The sequence below is a fragment of the Kosakonia sp. CCTCC M2018092 genome, assembly GCF_003864115.1.
Taxonomy (GTDB): domain Bacteria; phylum Pseudomonadota; class Gammaproteobacteria; order Enterobacterales; family Enterobacteriaceae; genus Kosakonia; species Kosakonia cowanii.
Window position 1 is genome coordinate 2,003,623 of record NZ_CP034225.1, and the last position, 13,709, is coordinate 2,017,331.

The window sequence follows — 13,709 nt, forward strand, 5'->3', positions numbered from 1 at the left end:
TGCTTGAAAATAGCCCGCACGCCCATACGATGTGGATAACCGCATAGTGCGTTTTGTTAAATCGAGGTTAAAAGAAAATTATGATGCGAATCGCGCTCTTCCTGTTGACTAACCTGGCTGTCATGTTGGTGTTCGGCCTTGTGCTTAGCCTGACGGGCATTCAGTCGAGCAGCGTTCAGGGGTTAATGATTATGGCGCTGCTGTTCGGTTTTGGCGGCTCGTTCATTTCGCTGTTGATGTCGAAATGGATGGCGCTGAAATCCGTAGGTGGTGAAGTCATTGAGCAGCCAGCCAACGATATGCAGCGCTGGCTGATGGAGACCGTTGCACAGCAGTCTCGCCAGGCAGGCATTGCGATGCCGCAGGTGGCGATTTATCACGCGCCGGATATTAACGCCTTCGCCACCGGTGCCCGCCGTGATGCTTCCCTGGTCGCCGTCAGCACCGGCCTGCTGCAAAACATGAGCCGTGATGAGGCCGAAGCGGTCATCGCCCATGAGATCAGCCATATTGCCAACGGTGACATGGTCACCATGACGCTGATTCAGGGCATTGTGAACACCTTCGTTATCTTTATCTCGCGCATTATTGCCCAGATTGCCGCTGGCTTCATGGGCGGAGACCGCGATGAGGGCGAAGAGAGCAACGGTAACCCGCTGGTTTACTTTGCCGTCGCGACGGTGCTGGAATTGGTATTTGGTATTCTGGCGAGCGTTATCACCATGTGGTTCTCCCGCTACCGTGAATTCCATGCCGATGCGGGTTCAGCCCGTCTGGTAGGGCGCGAGAAGATGATCGCTGCACTGCAAAGGCTGAAAACCAGCTATGAGCCGCAGGAAGCGAGCAGCATGATGGCGTTTTGCATCAACGGTAAGTCAAAATCGCTGAGCGAACTCTTTATGACGCACCCGCCGCTGGATAAACGTATTGAAGCGTTACGTTCCGGGGCATACCTGAAGTAATTACCGCCACCAATGATAAAGCGCGTCCACTGACGCGCTTTTTTTATTGTTATAAACAGCGCTGACCGGCAGGAATACCAGGAGTTGTACGCAGTGAATCCAGCAGATTATCGCGTAATACTTTCTGCCAACGTGGTATCAGGCGTAATGTCGCAGATTTGTAACGAACCAGGCATTCGCGCATTGCGGCGGATGGTCGACGAATTTATAATAAAAACCTATTCTGATTTTTATAAAACACAGGCGATGAGGTAATTAATGGCAATCGCGGATTTGGACAAGCAGCCAGATTCTGTCTCTTCTGTACTGAAGGTCTTTGGCATTCTGCAGGCTTTGGGCGAAGAGCGTGAAATCGGCATTACCGAACTTTCACAGCGCGTCATGATGTCAAAAAGCACCGTTTATCGCTTTTTGCAGACCATGAAATCGTTAGGCTATGTGGCACAGGAAGGGGAGTCAGAGAAATATTCCCTGACGCTGAAGTTATTTGAACTTGGCGCGCGTGCGCTGCAAAACGTTGATTTAATCCGCAGCGCGGATATCCAGATGCGTGAACTCTCTCGCCTGACGAAAGAGACCATCCATCTGGGTGCTCTCGATGAAGACAGCATCGTTTATATTCACAAAATCGATTCGATGTATAACCTGCGCATGTATTCGCGTATCGGACGCCGCAATCCGCTCTATAGCACCGCGATTGGTAAAGTGCTTCTGGCATGGCGGGATCGCGATGAAGTGAAACAGATTCTGGAAGGTGTTGAATATAAGCGCAGCACCGAACGCACCATTACCAGCACCGAAGATCTGCTGCCGATGCTGGATATCGTTCGCGAGCAGGGCTACGGCGAAGATAATGAGGAGCAGGAAGAGGGGTTACGCTGCATCGGCGTACCGGTGTTTGACCGTTTTGGCGTGGTTATCGCCGGTCTGAGCATCTCTTTCCCGACCCTGCGTTTCTCCGAAGAGCGTCTGCACGAATACGTTGAAATGCTGCATCAGGCAGCGCGAAAAATTTCTGAACAGATGGGTTATAACGACTATCCGTTCTGATAATTGTCAAAAAAGCCGCCCCAAAGGGCGGCTTTTTCATGGCAAAAATCAGCCGTTATCAATCACGTTTTCGCTTTTACGCATCAGCGGGCAGTTGGCAAGGCCAAAAAATCCGTTATTTGAATGAACATATTGCGCCGTGCTGGTGCCGCGCGCGGTCGCATATTTACACTGTAAACCAAGGCCTGCTGCATTCTCTTTACTGTTAATTAGCACGCCATAACCGCTCAGCAAGAGCCCGATCCACAACAGCGCGATAACGACAACGCCTCGAATAAGTGTACGCATGTTTGCTCCTTGCACATCGATTAAGTCTGGCATTAAGGCTACGTCTTTTATTGGCTGAAACAAGTCACACATTCCTAAAAATACCGAAAGGGGGTACAGTTACCCGCTGTTTAAGGAAGCCGTGTTAGTGTGGTTACACCTTGAAATGTTTCGGAGAGTGGAGTGAGAAAATTTAGATGGCTGTTGCTGATTGCCGTGGTGGTGGTCTGCCTGCTGCTATGGACTCAAATGATCAATGTGATGTGCGATCAGGATGTACAATTTTTCAGCGGCATCTGTGTCATCAATAAATTCATCCCCTGGTAAGCGCATTTCTGCAGTGAAAGATTTCCTTCCTGAGTGCCAGTGGTAAAATGCCGCGTCTACTTTGAGGGTGTGAAATGAACGAAATCTTAAATTCTGGCACGTTAAATTTTGCGTCTATGCTGGTTTCTGTGGTGGTTCTGGTTATTGGTCTGGTGCTGTGGTTCTTTATCAATCGTGCCAGTTCACGTACGAACGAGCAGATTGAACTGCTGGAAGCGCTGCTCGATCAGCAAAAACGGCAAAATGCGCTGCTGCGCCGTCTTTGTGAAGCGAATGAGCCGGAAAAAGCTGCTCTCCCCGATGTCGAAAAAAGTAAGACTAAGGGTGAAGACGAGGAGTTTATCCGGCTGGTGGCTGAACGATAACCTGAAAGGAGGGGAGAGATGGCCTGGAAAAACCCCTGGTATGACCCCGCGCTCTCCCACCATACGCCCGACGGTTTTTGTAACCCGACGGCCGTGGCGCATCAACCCGGCGATGTAAAACGCTGGCGTCAGGAACGCAAAGCTGCCGGGCTTCCCCGTCCACCACTCGCAGGATATGACGCTTTTACTGAAGACTGGTGGCAAAAAGCCGAGATTGCAGCAGGTGACGATGGCCTCTGGTGGCTTGGTCATGCCTCTGTGCTTTTACGCATGCAGGGAAAATATCTGCTCACCGATCCTGTTTTTTCCCGGCGCGCCTCCCCGCTGCGTTTCGCCGGGCCTCAGCGGCGTACGCCGCCGGCATTGTCCATTGACGATCTTCCCGCCCTGGATGCCATACTTATCTCTCACAACCATTACGATCATCTGGACCGCTGGACAATCCGCGCACTGCTTCGCCGGTTTACTGAGGTAAAGCTTTTTGTTCCTCTCGGGTTGGGTGACACGCTTCGTCGTTTCGGCGCGCGTTTTGTCACTGAACTGGACTGGTGGCAGCAAGCCTCGCTTGATGACTTGCATTTAACCGCTGTTCCCGCTCAGCACTGGAGTATGCGCACCCCGTGGGATCGTAACCGCTCGTTATGGTGCGGCTGGGTTGTTGAATCACGCGCATCGCGTTTCTGGTTTGCAGGTGACACCGGCTACAGCACCACGCTTCTGCAGATCCCGCAACGTCTTGGAGAAATTGATGCGATCGCGCTACCCGTTGGTGCTTATGCACCGCGCTGGTTCATGTCGATAAACCATATGGATCCCCAAAGTGCGGTGTCGCTGTGGCAGCAATTAGGTTCACCGCTGGCTTTTCCCATCCACTGGGGCGTATTTGAACTTGCCGATGAATCACTGGACGAGCCGGTGCAGGAGTTACGCCGCGCTTTAAGCGAAGCGGGTGAAGAAAATGATAACTTCAGGATCCTGAAAATTGGTCAATATTTATCCCTGCCGTAATTTAAGCCGAGCGCCATAAAAAGTAAGCCGTATTAAAATTGTGCGCTTTTGTTTTACGCGAAACGTTTTATTGCCTTTAAATGATGCAGTGTCATCATGATTTCATTATTTTGGTGCACGCCTGCGCTTATTCGCTCAGTAATTATTCATAGTTAACCTGAGCAATAGTTTCGTCCCGGCTCATTAATGATTTAAGAATCTTCCTAATCGAATAAACAGCATAACTATTCGCAGAAAGTTCTTAGCATATAAGCGAAATGCATGAGGGTTCCGGCCACCCGGTAAGTGCATGGAACTGCTTGATGAATAGAAAGAAATGGTCTACGTTTATCGGGTAAACCTGCTGGTGCAGCGGCTGCTATAACGGTCATTGAAGTGAATAAATGAACAGTGGTTGTTTCGATACCCGTAGAATTTGTGCGGTGGATCGAGACATATCTAAAAATGGCTTGCCATAGTTTACGTATTATGTGATAACACGTTGTGGGTCAATCGAGGTACAATTCTGTTTATGTGTGGCATTTTCAGTAAAGAAGTCCTGAGTAAAACGTTTCGTTGAATACAGCTTCTCTGCCGAACCTTATATTAGTGCCTCAAGCAGTAATGTCTCAGTTTTCTCAGTCAATGCCTGCGGGCGAAGTATATACATTAAGGAATTTTGCAAATGGCAAAGATTAAAGGTCAAGTTAAGTGGTTCAACGAGTCTAAAGGTTTTGGTTTCATTACTCCGGCTGACGGCAGCAAAGATGTATTCGTACATTTCTCTGCTATCCAGGGTAACGGCTTCAAAACTCTGGCTGAAGGCCAGAACGTTGAGTTTGAAATTCAGGACGGTCAGAAAGGCCCGGCTGCAGTTAACGTAACTGCTATCTGATTTCGACACCTCTGAGCTTGAGACGCGTTTCGCGTATCAATGTCAGTTATCAAGCCTCGCCACTGTGCGGGGCTTTTTATTTTCCCTGCCGCAACATTTGACGGTACACTTCGCCCTTTGAAAAAGTCTGTCTCCCCGGAGTGTTTATGCCATTCAGTTGCCCCCTTTGCCACGCACCGTTAAGCCGCCACGAGCGTGCATTTATCTGTCCGCAGCGGCATCAGTTCGATATCGCCAAAGAGGGTTACGTCAATCTATTACCCGTCCAGCATAAACGCTCGCGCGATCCCGGTGATAACGCTGAAATGATGCAGGCGCGCCGTGCATTTCTTGACGCCGGACACTATCAGCCGCTGCGCGATAAAATATGCAGCCTGTTTGAAGAGACGTTGCCAGCAGAGGCGACAGCGCTGCTTGATATCGGCTGTGGGGAAGGGTACTACACGCAGGCATTTGCCGGGGTAGGCCGCGCGTGCGGCGCGCAAACTGTAGGTCTCGATGTCTCGAAAGCGGCGATTCGCGCAGCAGCAAAACGCTATCCGCAGGTGATGTTTTGTGTCGCCTCCAGCCACCGCTTGCCCTTTGACGATAACAGCATTGATGGGCTGGTGCGCATTTATGCACCCTGTAAAGCGCAGGAACTGGCCCGTGTGATGAAACCGCAGGGCGTGGTGATCACCGCCGCACCCGGGCCGCGCCATTTAATGGAGCTAAAGGGGCTTATTTATGATGAGGTGCAGCTGCACGCGCCAAACAGCGGTGAGATCGAAGGGTTTACGCTTATTTCCGAACAGTCACTCGCTTATGAGATGGAGCTGACCGGCGAAGAGGCGGTTGCGCTCCTGCAAATGACGCCGTTTGCCTGGCGGGCAAAGCCGGAAGTGTGGCAACAGCTGGCAGCGACTAAAACATTTCGCTGCCAGACGGATTTCACCATTCACTGCTTACGCCGGGAAAGCTAGCCGGCAAAGTGGCTGTAGAGGATCTGCACGCCGATACTAATAAGCACGACGCCGCCGAGGATCTCGGCGCGTTTGCCGAGTAGCGGGCCGATAAAACGGCCTACCATCATGCCAAGGGTCGACATGATAAGCGTAGCGCAGCCAATTGCCAGCGCGGTAGTGAGAATATTGACCTGCAGGAATGCGAGCCCGACGCCAACGGCCATTGCATCCAGGCTGGTGGCAATTGCGGTGGTGACCAGCAACCAGAAACCGTGGCGGTGCGGCATTTCCGCGTCGCAATCATCATTACCGCGTACGCCTTCCAGCACCATTCTGCTGCCAAGAAACGCCAGCAGCACGAACGCTATCCAGTGATTCCACTCGAGGACAAATTGTGAGGCGAGCATGCCGAGACCCCAGCCCAGCAAAGGGGTTAAGGTTTCAATCGCGCCAAAGATAAGACCAGTGCGCAGGGCGTCGGAAAATTTAGGATTGCGGAGCGTCGCACCTTTACCGATAGAAGCGGCGAACGCGTCCATCGACATACCAAAGGCGAGAAGCAGGGTGGCGGATAAATTCATCTGTGCGTCCTGACCGGGAGTTCCATATAACACACCACTGCCCCCAGTAAACAGCAGTTGGTGTGTCAATGGTCTCGCCTGACTGAAAATGTTCAGTCCGTACGTGCCACGTTTTGCAACGAGTATGTTGACACGTACATTTCCGCACGGCGGAAATCGGCTACTCCCCAACGACGGACGCACCTTACCATATTTTTAGAATATAAAACAACAGCAGAAGAATATTCATGGCGGAGCCCGCCGATAACGATTGTCATTTAGCTTACGACGTGAAAATAACGTTAATAAACATAGGTAATTTCTTACAGGAAATATAGCAGAGGCTATATTAAAGCCTCTTTTTTGTGCAGGGTAAATCGAGAAGGGTATTGTTTAACTTATTGAGTTTTAACCATTACTCTGTAGATTTTTTCGAGGTCGTCTATATTTCGTACACGGATGAGTAATCGTTGCTGCTCTAATTGCATTACCAGTACGCCATCCTCCGATAAATTCATCTCTTTAATACGGTTATATTCAATCCATGCATTAGCAAAGAAGAAACCCTGTGATTTAAAGATGGCTTTCGGGGCGCGGATCCAAAAAAGGTAAATACCCAGCAGCGCCAGCGCAAATAATAACCACATGGTTAATGATGAACCACCGTTGACGCTGTTGTTATAAATCAGAATAACCAGCAGGCCGACAAAAATGGCACCATCGGTACGGCTTCTGCGCAGCAGCGGAACGGTGAGCAACGTTTCGCCTTTGCGACGGGGCATCACCACCTCGTCATACAGCGCAAAAGCCAGCAGGGCAGCGACAAACAGCAGCAGCACGCTATCCGTAATCGTCATCTCATCTCCTTAAATAAAAAACCGGGGGCAATCACGCCCCCGGTTATGACAACCTCGTTTAAAGACCCAGCAGGCCGATAGCGTAGCCGACAATCCCAATCACAAAGAAGCCGACAATGATCCACAGTGGGTTCACTTTTTTACGCAGCAGCCACATACAGGCGAAGGTCAGCAGCAGCGGCACCAGACCCGGCATCAGCTGGTCGAGGATAGTCTGCACCGTGGTCACCGTGGTTTTCCCGGTCTGGTCGGTAATTTCCGATACCACCAGCGGAATATTGACGTGCGTCCACTTGTTGACCAGCGCCCCCATCACAAACAGGCCGAGAATTGACGCCCCCTCGGTCAGTTTTTGCAGGAAACCACCGCCCATATCTTTAACGATATCGATCCCTTTGCGATAACCGTACGCAACACCGTAATAACGGGTGGCAAGACGCACGATATTAAAGAGGAAGAAGAAGAGCAGTGGGCCGAGCAGGCTGCCGCTCATAGCGATCCCGGCACCGAGGGCTGCAAACACCGGACGTACGGTACCCCAGAAAATCGGGTCGCCAACGCCTGCCAGCGGCCCCATCAGACCCACTTTGATACCGTTAATGGCACCATCGTCAATCTCTGCGCCGTTCGCACGCTGCTCTTCCATTGCCAGCGTCACGCCAAGCACCGGCGCGGCAACGTAAGGATGGGTGTTAAAGAACTCCAGGTGACGTTTAATCGCCTGGCGGCGGGCTTCGTTATTTTCCGGATAGAGGCGTTTAATCGCCGGTACCATCGAGAAGCAGAAGCCGAGTGCCTGCATACGTTCGAAGTTCCACGAGCCCTGGAAGAGGTTAGAACGCAGGAACACGCTGCGAATATCACTCTGGGTGAGCTTTTTCTCAGTCGGAGTTTTCGTCATATCAACCATGTCGTTCACCTGTTAATCCAGTTCGTTATCAAGATCGTTGGCACCAGCCGCTGGTGCAGCGCCGCCTGCAGTGCGGTTATATTTCGGGCTAAGCTGAATGTAGAGAATGGCCATAACGGCACCGATCACACCCAGCGAAACAAGGTTGAAGTTGGTAAAGGCCGCGGTCACGAAGCCGAGGTAGAAGAACGGCATCAGATAGCCTGCGCGCATCATATTGATGACCATCGCATAACCGACCACCACGATCATGCCACCGGCGATATTCAGACCGCTGGTCACCACTTCCGGAATGGCGTTGAGCATGTTCTGCACTTCGCTGGTACCGACAGAGATAGCCACAATCACCGCCGGGATGGCGATACGCATCGCTTGCAGGAACAGGGAGGAGACGTGGATCCAGGAGAGGGCGGTAAGGTTACCGTTATCTGCGGCTTTATCTGCCGCGTGCTGGAAACCAACGGTAATGGTACGCACGATAATGGTCAGCACCTGGCCTGCCGCTGCCAGCGGGATCGCCAGCGCGATACCGGCACCAATACTCTGATGGCCGCCGATAACCAGAATGGTGGAAATAATCGACGCCAGCGCGGCATCCGGCGCGACCGCCGCACCGATATTCATCCAGCCAAGCGCGATCATCTCAAGCGTACCGCCGATGATGATACCGGTTTTCATATCACCCAGAACGATACCGACTAACGTACATGCCACCAACGGACGGTGGAACTGGAACTCGTCAAGTATCGACTCCATACCGGCAATACATGCGACGACGAACACCAGCACAATCTGAAGAGTGGTAATCTCCATTGTACTTCTCCTATAGCTAAATCAGACGTAAGTGTGAAAACTGAGTCAATCAGGTCGTCGCGGTTACTTCGCCACTTTGCTGATCAAATCCATCATTTTCAGTTTCGGATCGTTTGAAACTTTACGGACTTCCAGCTCAATGCCGCGATCGTTGAGTTTGCGAAACGCCTCAATATCTTTCTCATCGACGGAAACAGCATTGTTTACCTGGGTTTTGCCCTGACGATAGGCCATACCGCCAATATTAACCGAGGTAATTTTCACGCCGCCCTCGACGATGCGCTCGACATCGGTAGGGTTGGTGAAGAGCAGCATTACGCGTTCACCGGCATATTTCGGGTTGTTATAAACGCGGATCATTTTTGCGACGTCGACAACGTGAGCCGTTACGCCCGGCGGTGCGACCTGCGTCAGCAGCGTTTTGCGCACGTTATCTGCGGCCACCTCATCGCTGACAACAATAATGCGGTTGACGTTGGTCTCTTTCGTCCAGCGAGTAGCGACCTGGCCGTGGATTAAGCGGTCATCAATACGCGCCAGGCCGATGACCATGTAATCGTTCGGGCCCATCGGTTTCGCGGGGGTAGCGACTTTCGGAGCTGCCGTCGGCTGAACCGCAGCGGGAGCGGGTTTTTCCACCGGCTGCGCTTTCAGCGCCTTCACGCCTTCACGTCCGGTCTCGACGGCCAGCGCTACCAGCTCATCGAAGGTTGGGTTGTCATCACGCGCCATCAGAGTTTCGACCAGCATCGGAATGTTGACGCCGGCGATCACTTCATAATGCTCTTTATCGACGACAATGCGGCTGGCGGCGTTAAACGGGCTGCCACCCCATGTATCAACGAGAAACAGCACGCCCTGATTAGTATCCAGCTTTGCCAGCTGCGCCTGATACTTTTCGATCAGTGTTTCCGCATTCTCGCCGGGAACAAAATCGATCCATCCGACATTCTCCTGCTCGCCGAGCAGCATCTCGGCGGTTTTAAGCAGTTGTTCTGCCGCCCAACCATGTGTGCCTATAACAATAGCAATAGTCACTTGCTACCTCCTTATTCTTGTCGTTAACATCCACGCGATGGATGTATTGTGAATCGGCACCAAAAAAGCGAATCGATTCAGAGATAAACTCAAAGAGAAGTTTAGGAACTTTCGCGAATTATTTTAGAGAGTGAAAAAATAATTTATGTGATGAAGATCCGTAATTTAGGTTTCATGAAAATGAAATTTTGTAGCGCAAAATATCCATACATTTTGCAAAGTCTGGTAAATCTTTGCCAGCTACCCAGGCTCTTTGCTATGTTTAACCTCCGTTTAAGTTACCAGGAGTAAAGGGCAGTAGCCCATCGTATGGATCGTCACCGACGTCAGTTCACTTTTTGGCCGTCCCGCGCCACGCATTCCGGTGAATTTCACCCCCTTTCAAATAGAGTCAATGTCATCACGCCTGCGCATTTTCGCGCGCCGTCTACTGTTTTCCTGAACAGGAGCCTGTCATGGAATTCTTAATGGATCCGCAGATTTGGATCGGTTTGTTGACGCTGGTTGTACTGGAAATCGTGCTGGGTATCGATAACCTGGTCTTTATCGCCATTCTTGCAGATAAACTGCCGCCGAAGCAGCGCGATAAAGCACGTTTGATCGGTCTGTCGCTGGCGCTGGTGATGCGACTTGGCCTGCTGTCGTTGATCTCATGGATGGTCACGCTCACCCAGCCACTCTTCTCTGTGTGGAACCTTACCTTCTCCGGCCGTGATTTAATCATGCTGCTGGGCGGTATTTTCTTACTGTTTAAGGCCACCACGGAGCTTCATGAACGGCTGGAAAACCGCGATCACGATGGCGGGCACGGCAAAGGCTACGCCAGCTTTTGGGTAGTAGTGACGCAGATCGTTATTCTCGATGCGGTCTTCTCACTCGATGCGGTGATCACCGCAGTCGGTATGGTCAATCACCTGCCGGTGATGATGGCGGCGGTAGTGATCGCCATGGCGGTAATGCTGCTGGCCTCGAAGCCGTTGACCAGGTTTGTGAACCAGCATCCGACGGTCGTGGTGCTCTGTCTGAGCTTCCTGCTGATGATTGGTCTGAGCCTGGTCGCAGAGGGCTTTGGCTTCCATATTCCGAAAGGCTACCTCTACGCCGCGATTGGCTTCTCAATCATCATTGAGTTCTTTAACCAGGTTGCGCGCCGTAACTTTCTGCGCAACCAGTCGCGCCTGCCGCTGCGTGCGCGCACCGCAGATGCGATTGTGCGTCTGATGGGCGGTCGTCGTCAGAATACGACGCAAACCGAGACGGACAGCGATGCTTCGGTAACGGTGCCGGAAGGCGCGTTTGCGGAAGAGGAGCGCTATATGATCAACGGCGTGTTGACGCTGGCTTCCCGTTCCCTGCGCAGCATTATGACGCCGCGCGGTGATATCAGCTGGGTGGATGCCAACCTGAGCGTTGATGAGATCCGCCAGCAACTGCTCTCCTCCCCGCACAGCCTTTTCCCGGTCTGCCGTGGTGAACTGGATGAAGTGATCGGTATTGTGCGCGCCAAAGAGCTGCTGGTATCGCTGGAGGAGGGCGTCGATGTTGCCGCGATTGCATCTGAATCCCCGGCGATTGTGGTGCCGGAAACCCTCGATCCGATCAAGCTGCTGGCTGTATTACGCCGCGCGCGCGGCAGCTTCGTGATTGTTACCAATGAGTTTGGTGTCGTGCAGGGGCTGGTGACGCCGCTGGACGTGCTGGAGGCGATTGCCGGTGAGTTCCCTGATGCGGATGAAACCCCGGAGATCATTGCCGACGGCGACGGTTGGCTGGTGAAGGGCACCACCGACCTGCACGCGCTGCAACACACGCTGGATCTCGATAACTTCGTCAATGAAGAGGAAGATATCGCTACCGTTGCAGGCCTTGTCATTGCCGCGCGCGGGCAGATCCCGCCGGTGGGCGAAACTTTTGCCATTGCGCCGCTGCATATCACCGTGATGGAAGCGAACGACTACCGGGTCGATCTGGTGCGTATTGTTAAAGAGCAACCAGCTCACGACGAAGAGGAGTGATCCTCAATCGTCATCAGTGGTGCCAGCCGGTCGTTCTGCGCGGCTGGCGTCGCATTCCCGGCTAACCACGCCGGGAAATTCTCAATAGGCATCGGCTGTGCAAAGAGATATCCCTGCAGTGACTGAACCCCCTGCTGACGCAAATATTGCGCCTGCTGCGGGGTTTCCACCCCTTCCGCCACCAGTTCAATATCCAGCCGCTGCGCGAGCGCGATAATAATATCGGTCACCCTGGAGTTCACCGCATCAGTGCCGATCGCCGCGGTATAGGATTTGTCGATTTTCAGAATGTCCGGTTGCAGCTTCTCCAGCCAGCTCAGCGAGCTATTGCCGGTGCCGAAATCATCAATCGCGATCTTCACGCCGTTATGATGCAGCTCACGCATCATGCGCGGATCCACATCCTGTAGCGCATCACGCTCGGTCAACTCAATGATCAACTGCTGAACCGGATGGTGCACAAACCACAACCGGTGCAGATCTTTCAGTAACTCGCCATCACGCAGATGGCTGGGCGCGGCATTAATGCCGATATGAAAGTGGGCGTCGTCCGGAAAAAGGTGGCGGTGCGCCTGCACCTCAGTCAGCACATAGCGGGTCAGCGGGGCGATCAGGTGCTGCGCCTCGGCGATAGGAATAAACACCTCCGGCGAAATCGCGCCCTGGCGCGGGTTGTGCCAGCGCAGCAGGATCTCCACGCCGACGCACTTCAGGCTCTGGGCATGCAGTACCGGCTGGCAGAAGAGCGCAAATTCGCGGCCAGTTAAGCCAAGGTTAATCTCGCGGGCGAAGCTCATACGGCTGGCGGTGGTAAACCAGGTAATCACGCTGGTTAATAGCGCAATCATCAGCGCCAGCGGCAGCTGTGAAGGCAGGTGTTGCAGTGCCAGCCGCGTTGCACCCGGGCCGCTCACGCTCACTGAAAGAGGGAAGAATTGCGAGGTACGCTGATAGCGCTTCTCATTTTCGGCCAGCGGTAAGCTTTCCAGCAGACCTTTTCCCTGTACCAGATGCCGCCCGGCAACGGAGAGTGCAACGCGGGTGATGAGCGGCGGCTGCGGCTCGAGCATTAAGCGGCTCAGCAGTTCAATATTGACCACTTCCATCACGCCGCTCTGACCGTCAGCGGCGGTGGGGAACCAGACGATCAGCACCGGGCGATCTTTCAGCAGGGATTGGTCCGTGGAGAGGACCAGCAGCGTGGTTTTTGCCGGCAAGCTCGGTTGCAACTGATGGACTGGAACATGACGATCGCCAAAGATGCTCGAGCAGTAGAGGATCCCATCGTGGACCAGCGTAATGGAGCGCACCGTCTGCAGACTGGCGGCGATTTTGCGCAGTTGCAGATGCACCCCGTCACAGGATTTGCCGACCAGCGGCGAAACCATCTTACGGGTCGATTCCAGCGGTAGCAGCAGGCGATCAAAATTTACTACTGCATGATGGGTAAAAGAGGCGACGCGCTGCTGGTTGAGGTTGCGCTCGGAAACAAAGCGAAAGGCGAGGGTCAATATCAGCGCGACAATGCCCGCCAGCACGCAGACCGTCGCGCGCCGCTGTCGATAGCTTTTAATGATCCGCTGAGCCGTTTGCATGCGCCGATCGCCTTTAATATCCCTGGCCTGATTGCCATGCCAGCACAGTTGAAGTGTAGCGGGGAATTGCTCAGCTTATGCACAAACGGCGGGGAATATTCTTGATCTGTGGCGTAGCGGGTAA

General features: G+C 52.9%; 15 protein-coding genes, 1 pseudogene and 1 riboswitch. Of the genes and pseudogenes, 9 read left to right on the plus strand and 7 right to left on the minus strand.

The genetic code is table 11. The features are described 5' to 3' along the window. Positions 1-80 precede the first annotated feature (80 nt). Together htpX and kdgR are read left to right on the plus strand one after the other, a co-directional pair. Positions 81-962, plus strand: a complete 882-nt coding sequence (htpX, locus tag EH164_RS09585; protein ID WP_124968063.1) for a protease HtpX — start codon at positions 81-83, stop codon at positions 960-962. 258 nt (positions 963-1,220) lie between these two features. Further along, positions 1,221-2,012: a DNA-binding transcriptional regulator KdgR gene (kdgR, locus tag EH164_RS09590; protein WP_124968064.1), complete on the plus strand. Its 792-nt coding sequence runs from the start codon at positions 1,221-1,223 to the stop codon at positions 2,010-2,012. Between the two features lie 48 nt (positions 2,013-2,060). Here kdgR and EH164_RS09595 read toward each other — a convergent pair whose 3' ends face one another. After that, positions 2,061-2,300, minus strand: coding sequence for a YobH family protein (locus tag EH164_RS09595; RefSeq protein ID WP_023480149.1), 240 nt, complete (start codon positions 2,298-2,300; stop codon positions 2,061-2,063). 162 nt (positions 2,301-2,462) lie between these two features. Between EH164_RS09595 and mgrB the strand changes: the two genes are divergently transcribed. From mgrB to rlmA, 6 genes and pseudogenes are all read left to right on the plus strand, one after another. Continuing rightward, positions 2,463-2,606: a PhoP/PhoQ regulator MgrB gene (gene mgrB / locus EH164_RS09600; protein ID WP_023480134.1), complete on the plus strand. Its 144-nt coding sequence runs from the start codon at positions 2,463-2,465 to the stop codon at positions 2,604-2,606. 74 nt (positions 2,607-2,680) lie between these two features. After that, positions 2,681-2,971 carry a YebO family protein gene (locus tag EH164_RS09605; protein ID WP_124968065.1) on the plus strand — a complete coding sequence of 97 codons (291 nt, stop codon included), beginning with the start codon at positions 2,681-2,683 and terminating at the stop codon, positions 2,969-2,971. Between the two features lie 18 nt (positions 2,972-2,989). Then, positions 2,990-3,979: an MBL fold metallo-hydrolase gene (locus EH164_RS09610; RefSeq protein WP_124968066.1), complete on the plus strand. Its 990-nt coding sequence runs from the start codon at positions 2,990-2,992 to the stop codon at positions 3,977-3,979. A 511-nt stretch (positions 3,980-4,490) separates the two neighbouring features. Further along, a pseudogene (locus EH164_RS09615) lies at positions 4,491-4,631 on the plus strand (DUF2627 domain-containing protein). Between the two features lie 12 nt (positions 4,632-4,643). Next, positions 4,644-4,853 carry a transcription antiterminator/RNA stability regulator CspE gene (gene cspE / locus EH164_RS09620; RefSeq protein ID WP_001062678.1) on the plus strand — a complete coding sequence of 70 codons (210 nt, stop codon included), beginning with the start codon at positions 4,644-4,646 and terminating at the stop codon, positions 4,851-4,853. A gap of 146 nt (positions 4,854-4,999) precedes the next feature. After that, the gene (gene rlmA, locus EH164_RS09625; protein WP_124968067.1) at positions 5,000-5,815 is read left to right on the plus strand and encodes a 23S rRNA (guanine(745)-N(1))-methyltransferase; all 816 of its coding nucleotides are present in this window, start codon (positions 5,000-5,002) and stop codon (positions 5,813-5,815) included. Here rlmA and mntP read toward each other — a convergent pair. The 5 genes from mntP to manX all read right to left on the minus strand — a co-directional run bounded on the left by mntP (position 5,812) and on the right by manX (position 9,975). Further along, the gene (gene mntP, locus EH164_RS09630) at positions 5,812-6,378 is read right to left on the minus strand and encodes a manganese efflux pump MntP (protein WP_124968068.1); all 567 of its coding nucleotides are present in this window, start codon (positions 6,376-6,378) and stop codon (positions 5,812-5,814) included. The two genes, rlmA and mntP, sit on opposite strands and share 4 nt — an antisense overlap. Positions 6,379-6,384: 6 nt before the next feature. Then, positions 6,385-6,559, minus strand: a riboswitch (yybP-ykoY riboswitch). Between the two features lie 196 nt (positions 6,560-6,755). Then, positions 6,756-7,214, minus strand: coding sequence for a DUF986 family protein (locus tag EH164_RS09635; RefSeq protein WP_124968069.1), 459 nt, complete (start codon positions 7,212-7,214; stop codon positions 6,756-6,758). Between the two features lie 58 nt (positions 7,215-7,272). Then, complete coding sequence (locus tag EH164_RS09640; RefSeq protein ID WP_023480044.1) at positions 7,273-8,124, minus strand: PTS mannose transporter subunit IID; 852 nt, start codon at positions 8,122-8,124, stop codon at positions 7,273-7,275. Positions 8,125-8,136: 12 nt separating this feature from the next. After that, positions 8,137-8,937, minus strand: coding sequence for a PTS mannose/fructose/sorbose transporter subunit IIC (locus EH164_RS09645; RefSeq protein WP_054803641.1), 801 nt, complete (start codon positions 8,935-8,937; stop codon positions 8,137-8,139). Positions 8,938-9,000: 63 nt separating this feature from the next. Next, complete coding sequence (manX, locus tag EH164_RS09650; protein ID WP_124968070.1) at positions 9,001-9,975, minus strand: PTS mannose transporter subunit IIAB; 975 nt, start codon at positions 9,973-9,975, stop codon at positions 9,001-9,003. A 455-nt stretch (positions 9,976-10,430) separates the two neighbouring features. Between manX and yoaE the strand changes: the two genes are divergently transcribed. Beyond that, complete coding sequence (gene yoaE, locus EH164_RS09655) at positions 10,431-11,990, plus strand: CNNM family cation transport protein YoaE (RefSeq protein WP_023480087.1); 1,560 nt, start codon at positions 10,431-10,433, stop codon at positions 11,988-11,990. On the opposite strand, the gene EH164_RS09660 is transcribed toward yoaE, so the two are convergent. Continuing rightward, complete coding sequence (locus tag EH164_RS09660) at positions 11,972-13,585, minus strand: EAL domain-containing protein (RefSeq protein ID WP_124968071.1); 1,614 nt, start codon at positions 13,583-13,585, stop codon at positions 11,972-11,974. The two genes, yoaE and EH164_RS09660, sit on opposite strands and share 19 nt — an antisense overlap. Between the last annotated feature and the right edge of the window lie 124 nt (positions 13,586-13,709).

Excerpts from the sequence above, each read along its gene's own strand:
- htpX (WP_124968063.1), top strand. The coding sequence starts at position 81 with ATGATGCGAATCGCGCTCTTCCTGTTGACTAACCTGGCTGTCATGTTG.
- kdgR (WP_124968064.1), top strand. The coding sequence starts at position 1,221 with ATGGCAATCGCGGATTTGGACAAGCAGCCAGATTCTGTCTCTTCTGTA.
- EH164_RS09595 (WP_023480149.1), bottom strand. The coding sequence starts at position 2,300 with ATGCGTACACTTATTCGAGGCGTTGTCGTTATCGCGCTGTTGTGGATC.
- EH164_RS09605 (WP_124968065.1), top strand. The coding sequence starts at position 2,681 with ATGAACGAAATCTTAAATTCTGGCACGTTAAATTTTGCGTCTATGCTG.
- EH164_RS09610 (WP_124968066.1), top strand. The coding sequence starts at position 2,990 with ATGGCCTGGAAAAACCCCTGGTATGACCCCGCGCTCTCCCACCATACG.
- cspE (WP_001062678.1), top strand. The coding sequence starts at position 4,644 with ATGGCAAAGATTAAAGGTCAAGTTAAGTGGTTCAACGAGTCTAAAGGT.
- rlmA (WP_124968067.1), top strand. The coding sequence starts at position 5,000 with ATGCCATTCAGTTGCCCCCTTTGCCACGCACCGTTAAGCCGCCACGAG.
- mntP (WP_124968068.1), bottom strand. The coding sequence starts at position 6,378 with ATGAATTTATCCGCCACCCTGCTTCTCGCCTTTGGTATGTCGATGGAC.
- EH164_RS09635 (WP_124968069.1), bottom strand. The coding sequence starts at position 7,214 with ATGACGATTACGGATAGCGTGCTGCTGCTGTTTGTCGCTGCCCTGCTG.
- EH164_RS09640 (WP_023480044.1), bottom strand. The coding sequence starts at position 8,124 with ATGGTTGATATGACGAAAACTCCGACTGAGAAAAAGCTCACCCAGAGT.
- EH164_RS09645 (WP_054803641.1), bottom strand. The coding sequence starts at position 8,937 with ATGGAGATTACCACTCTTCAGATTGTGCTGGTGTTCGTCGTCGCATGT.
- yoaE (WP_023480087.1), top strand. The coding sequence starts at position 10,431 with ATGGAATTCTTAATGGATCCGCAGATTTGGATCGGTTTGTTGACGCTG.
- EH164_RS09660 (WP_124968071.1), bottom strand. The coding sequence starts at position 13,585 with ATGCAAACGGCTCAGCGGATCATTAAAAGCTATCGACAGCGGCGCGCG.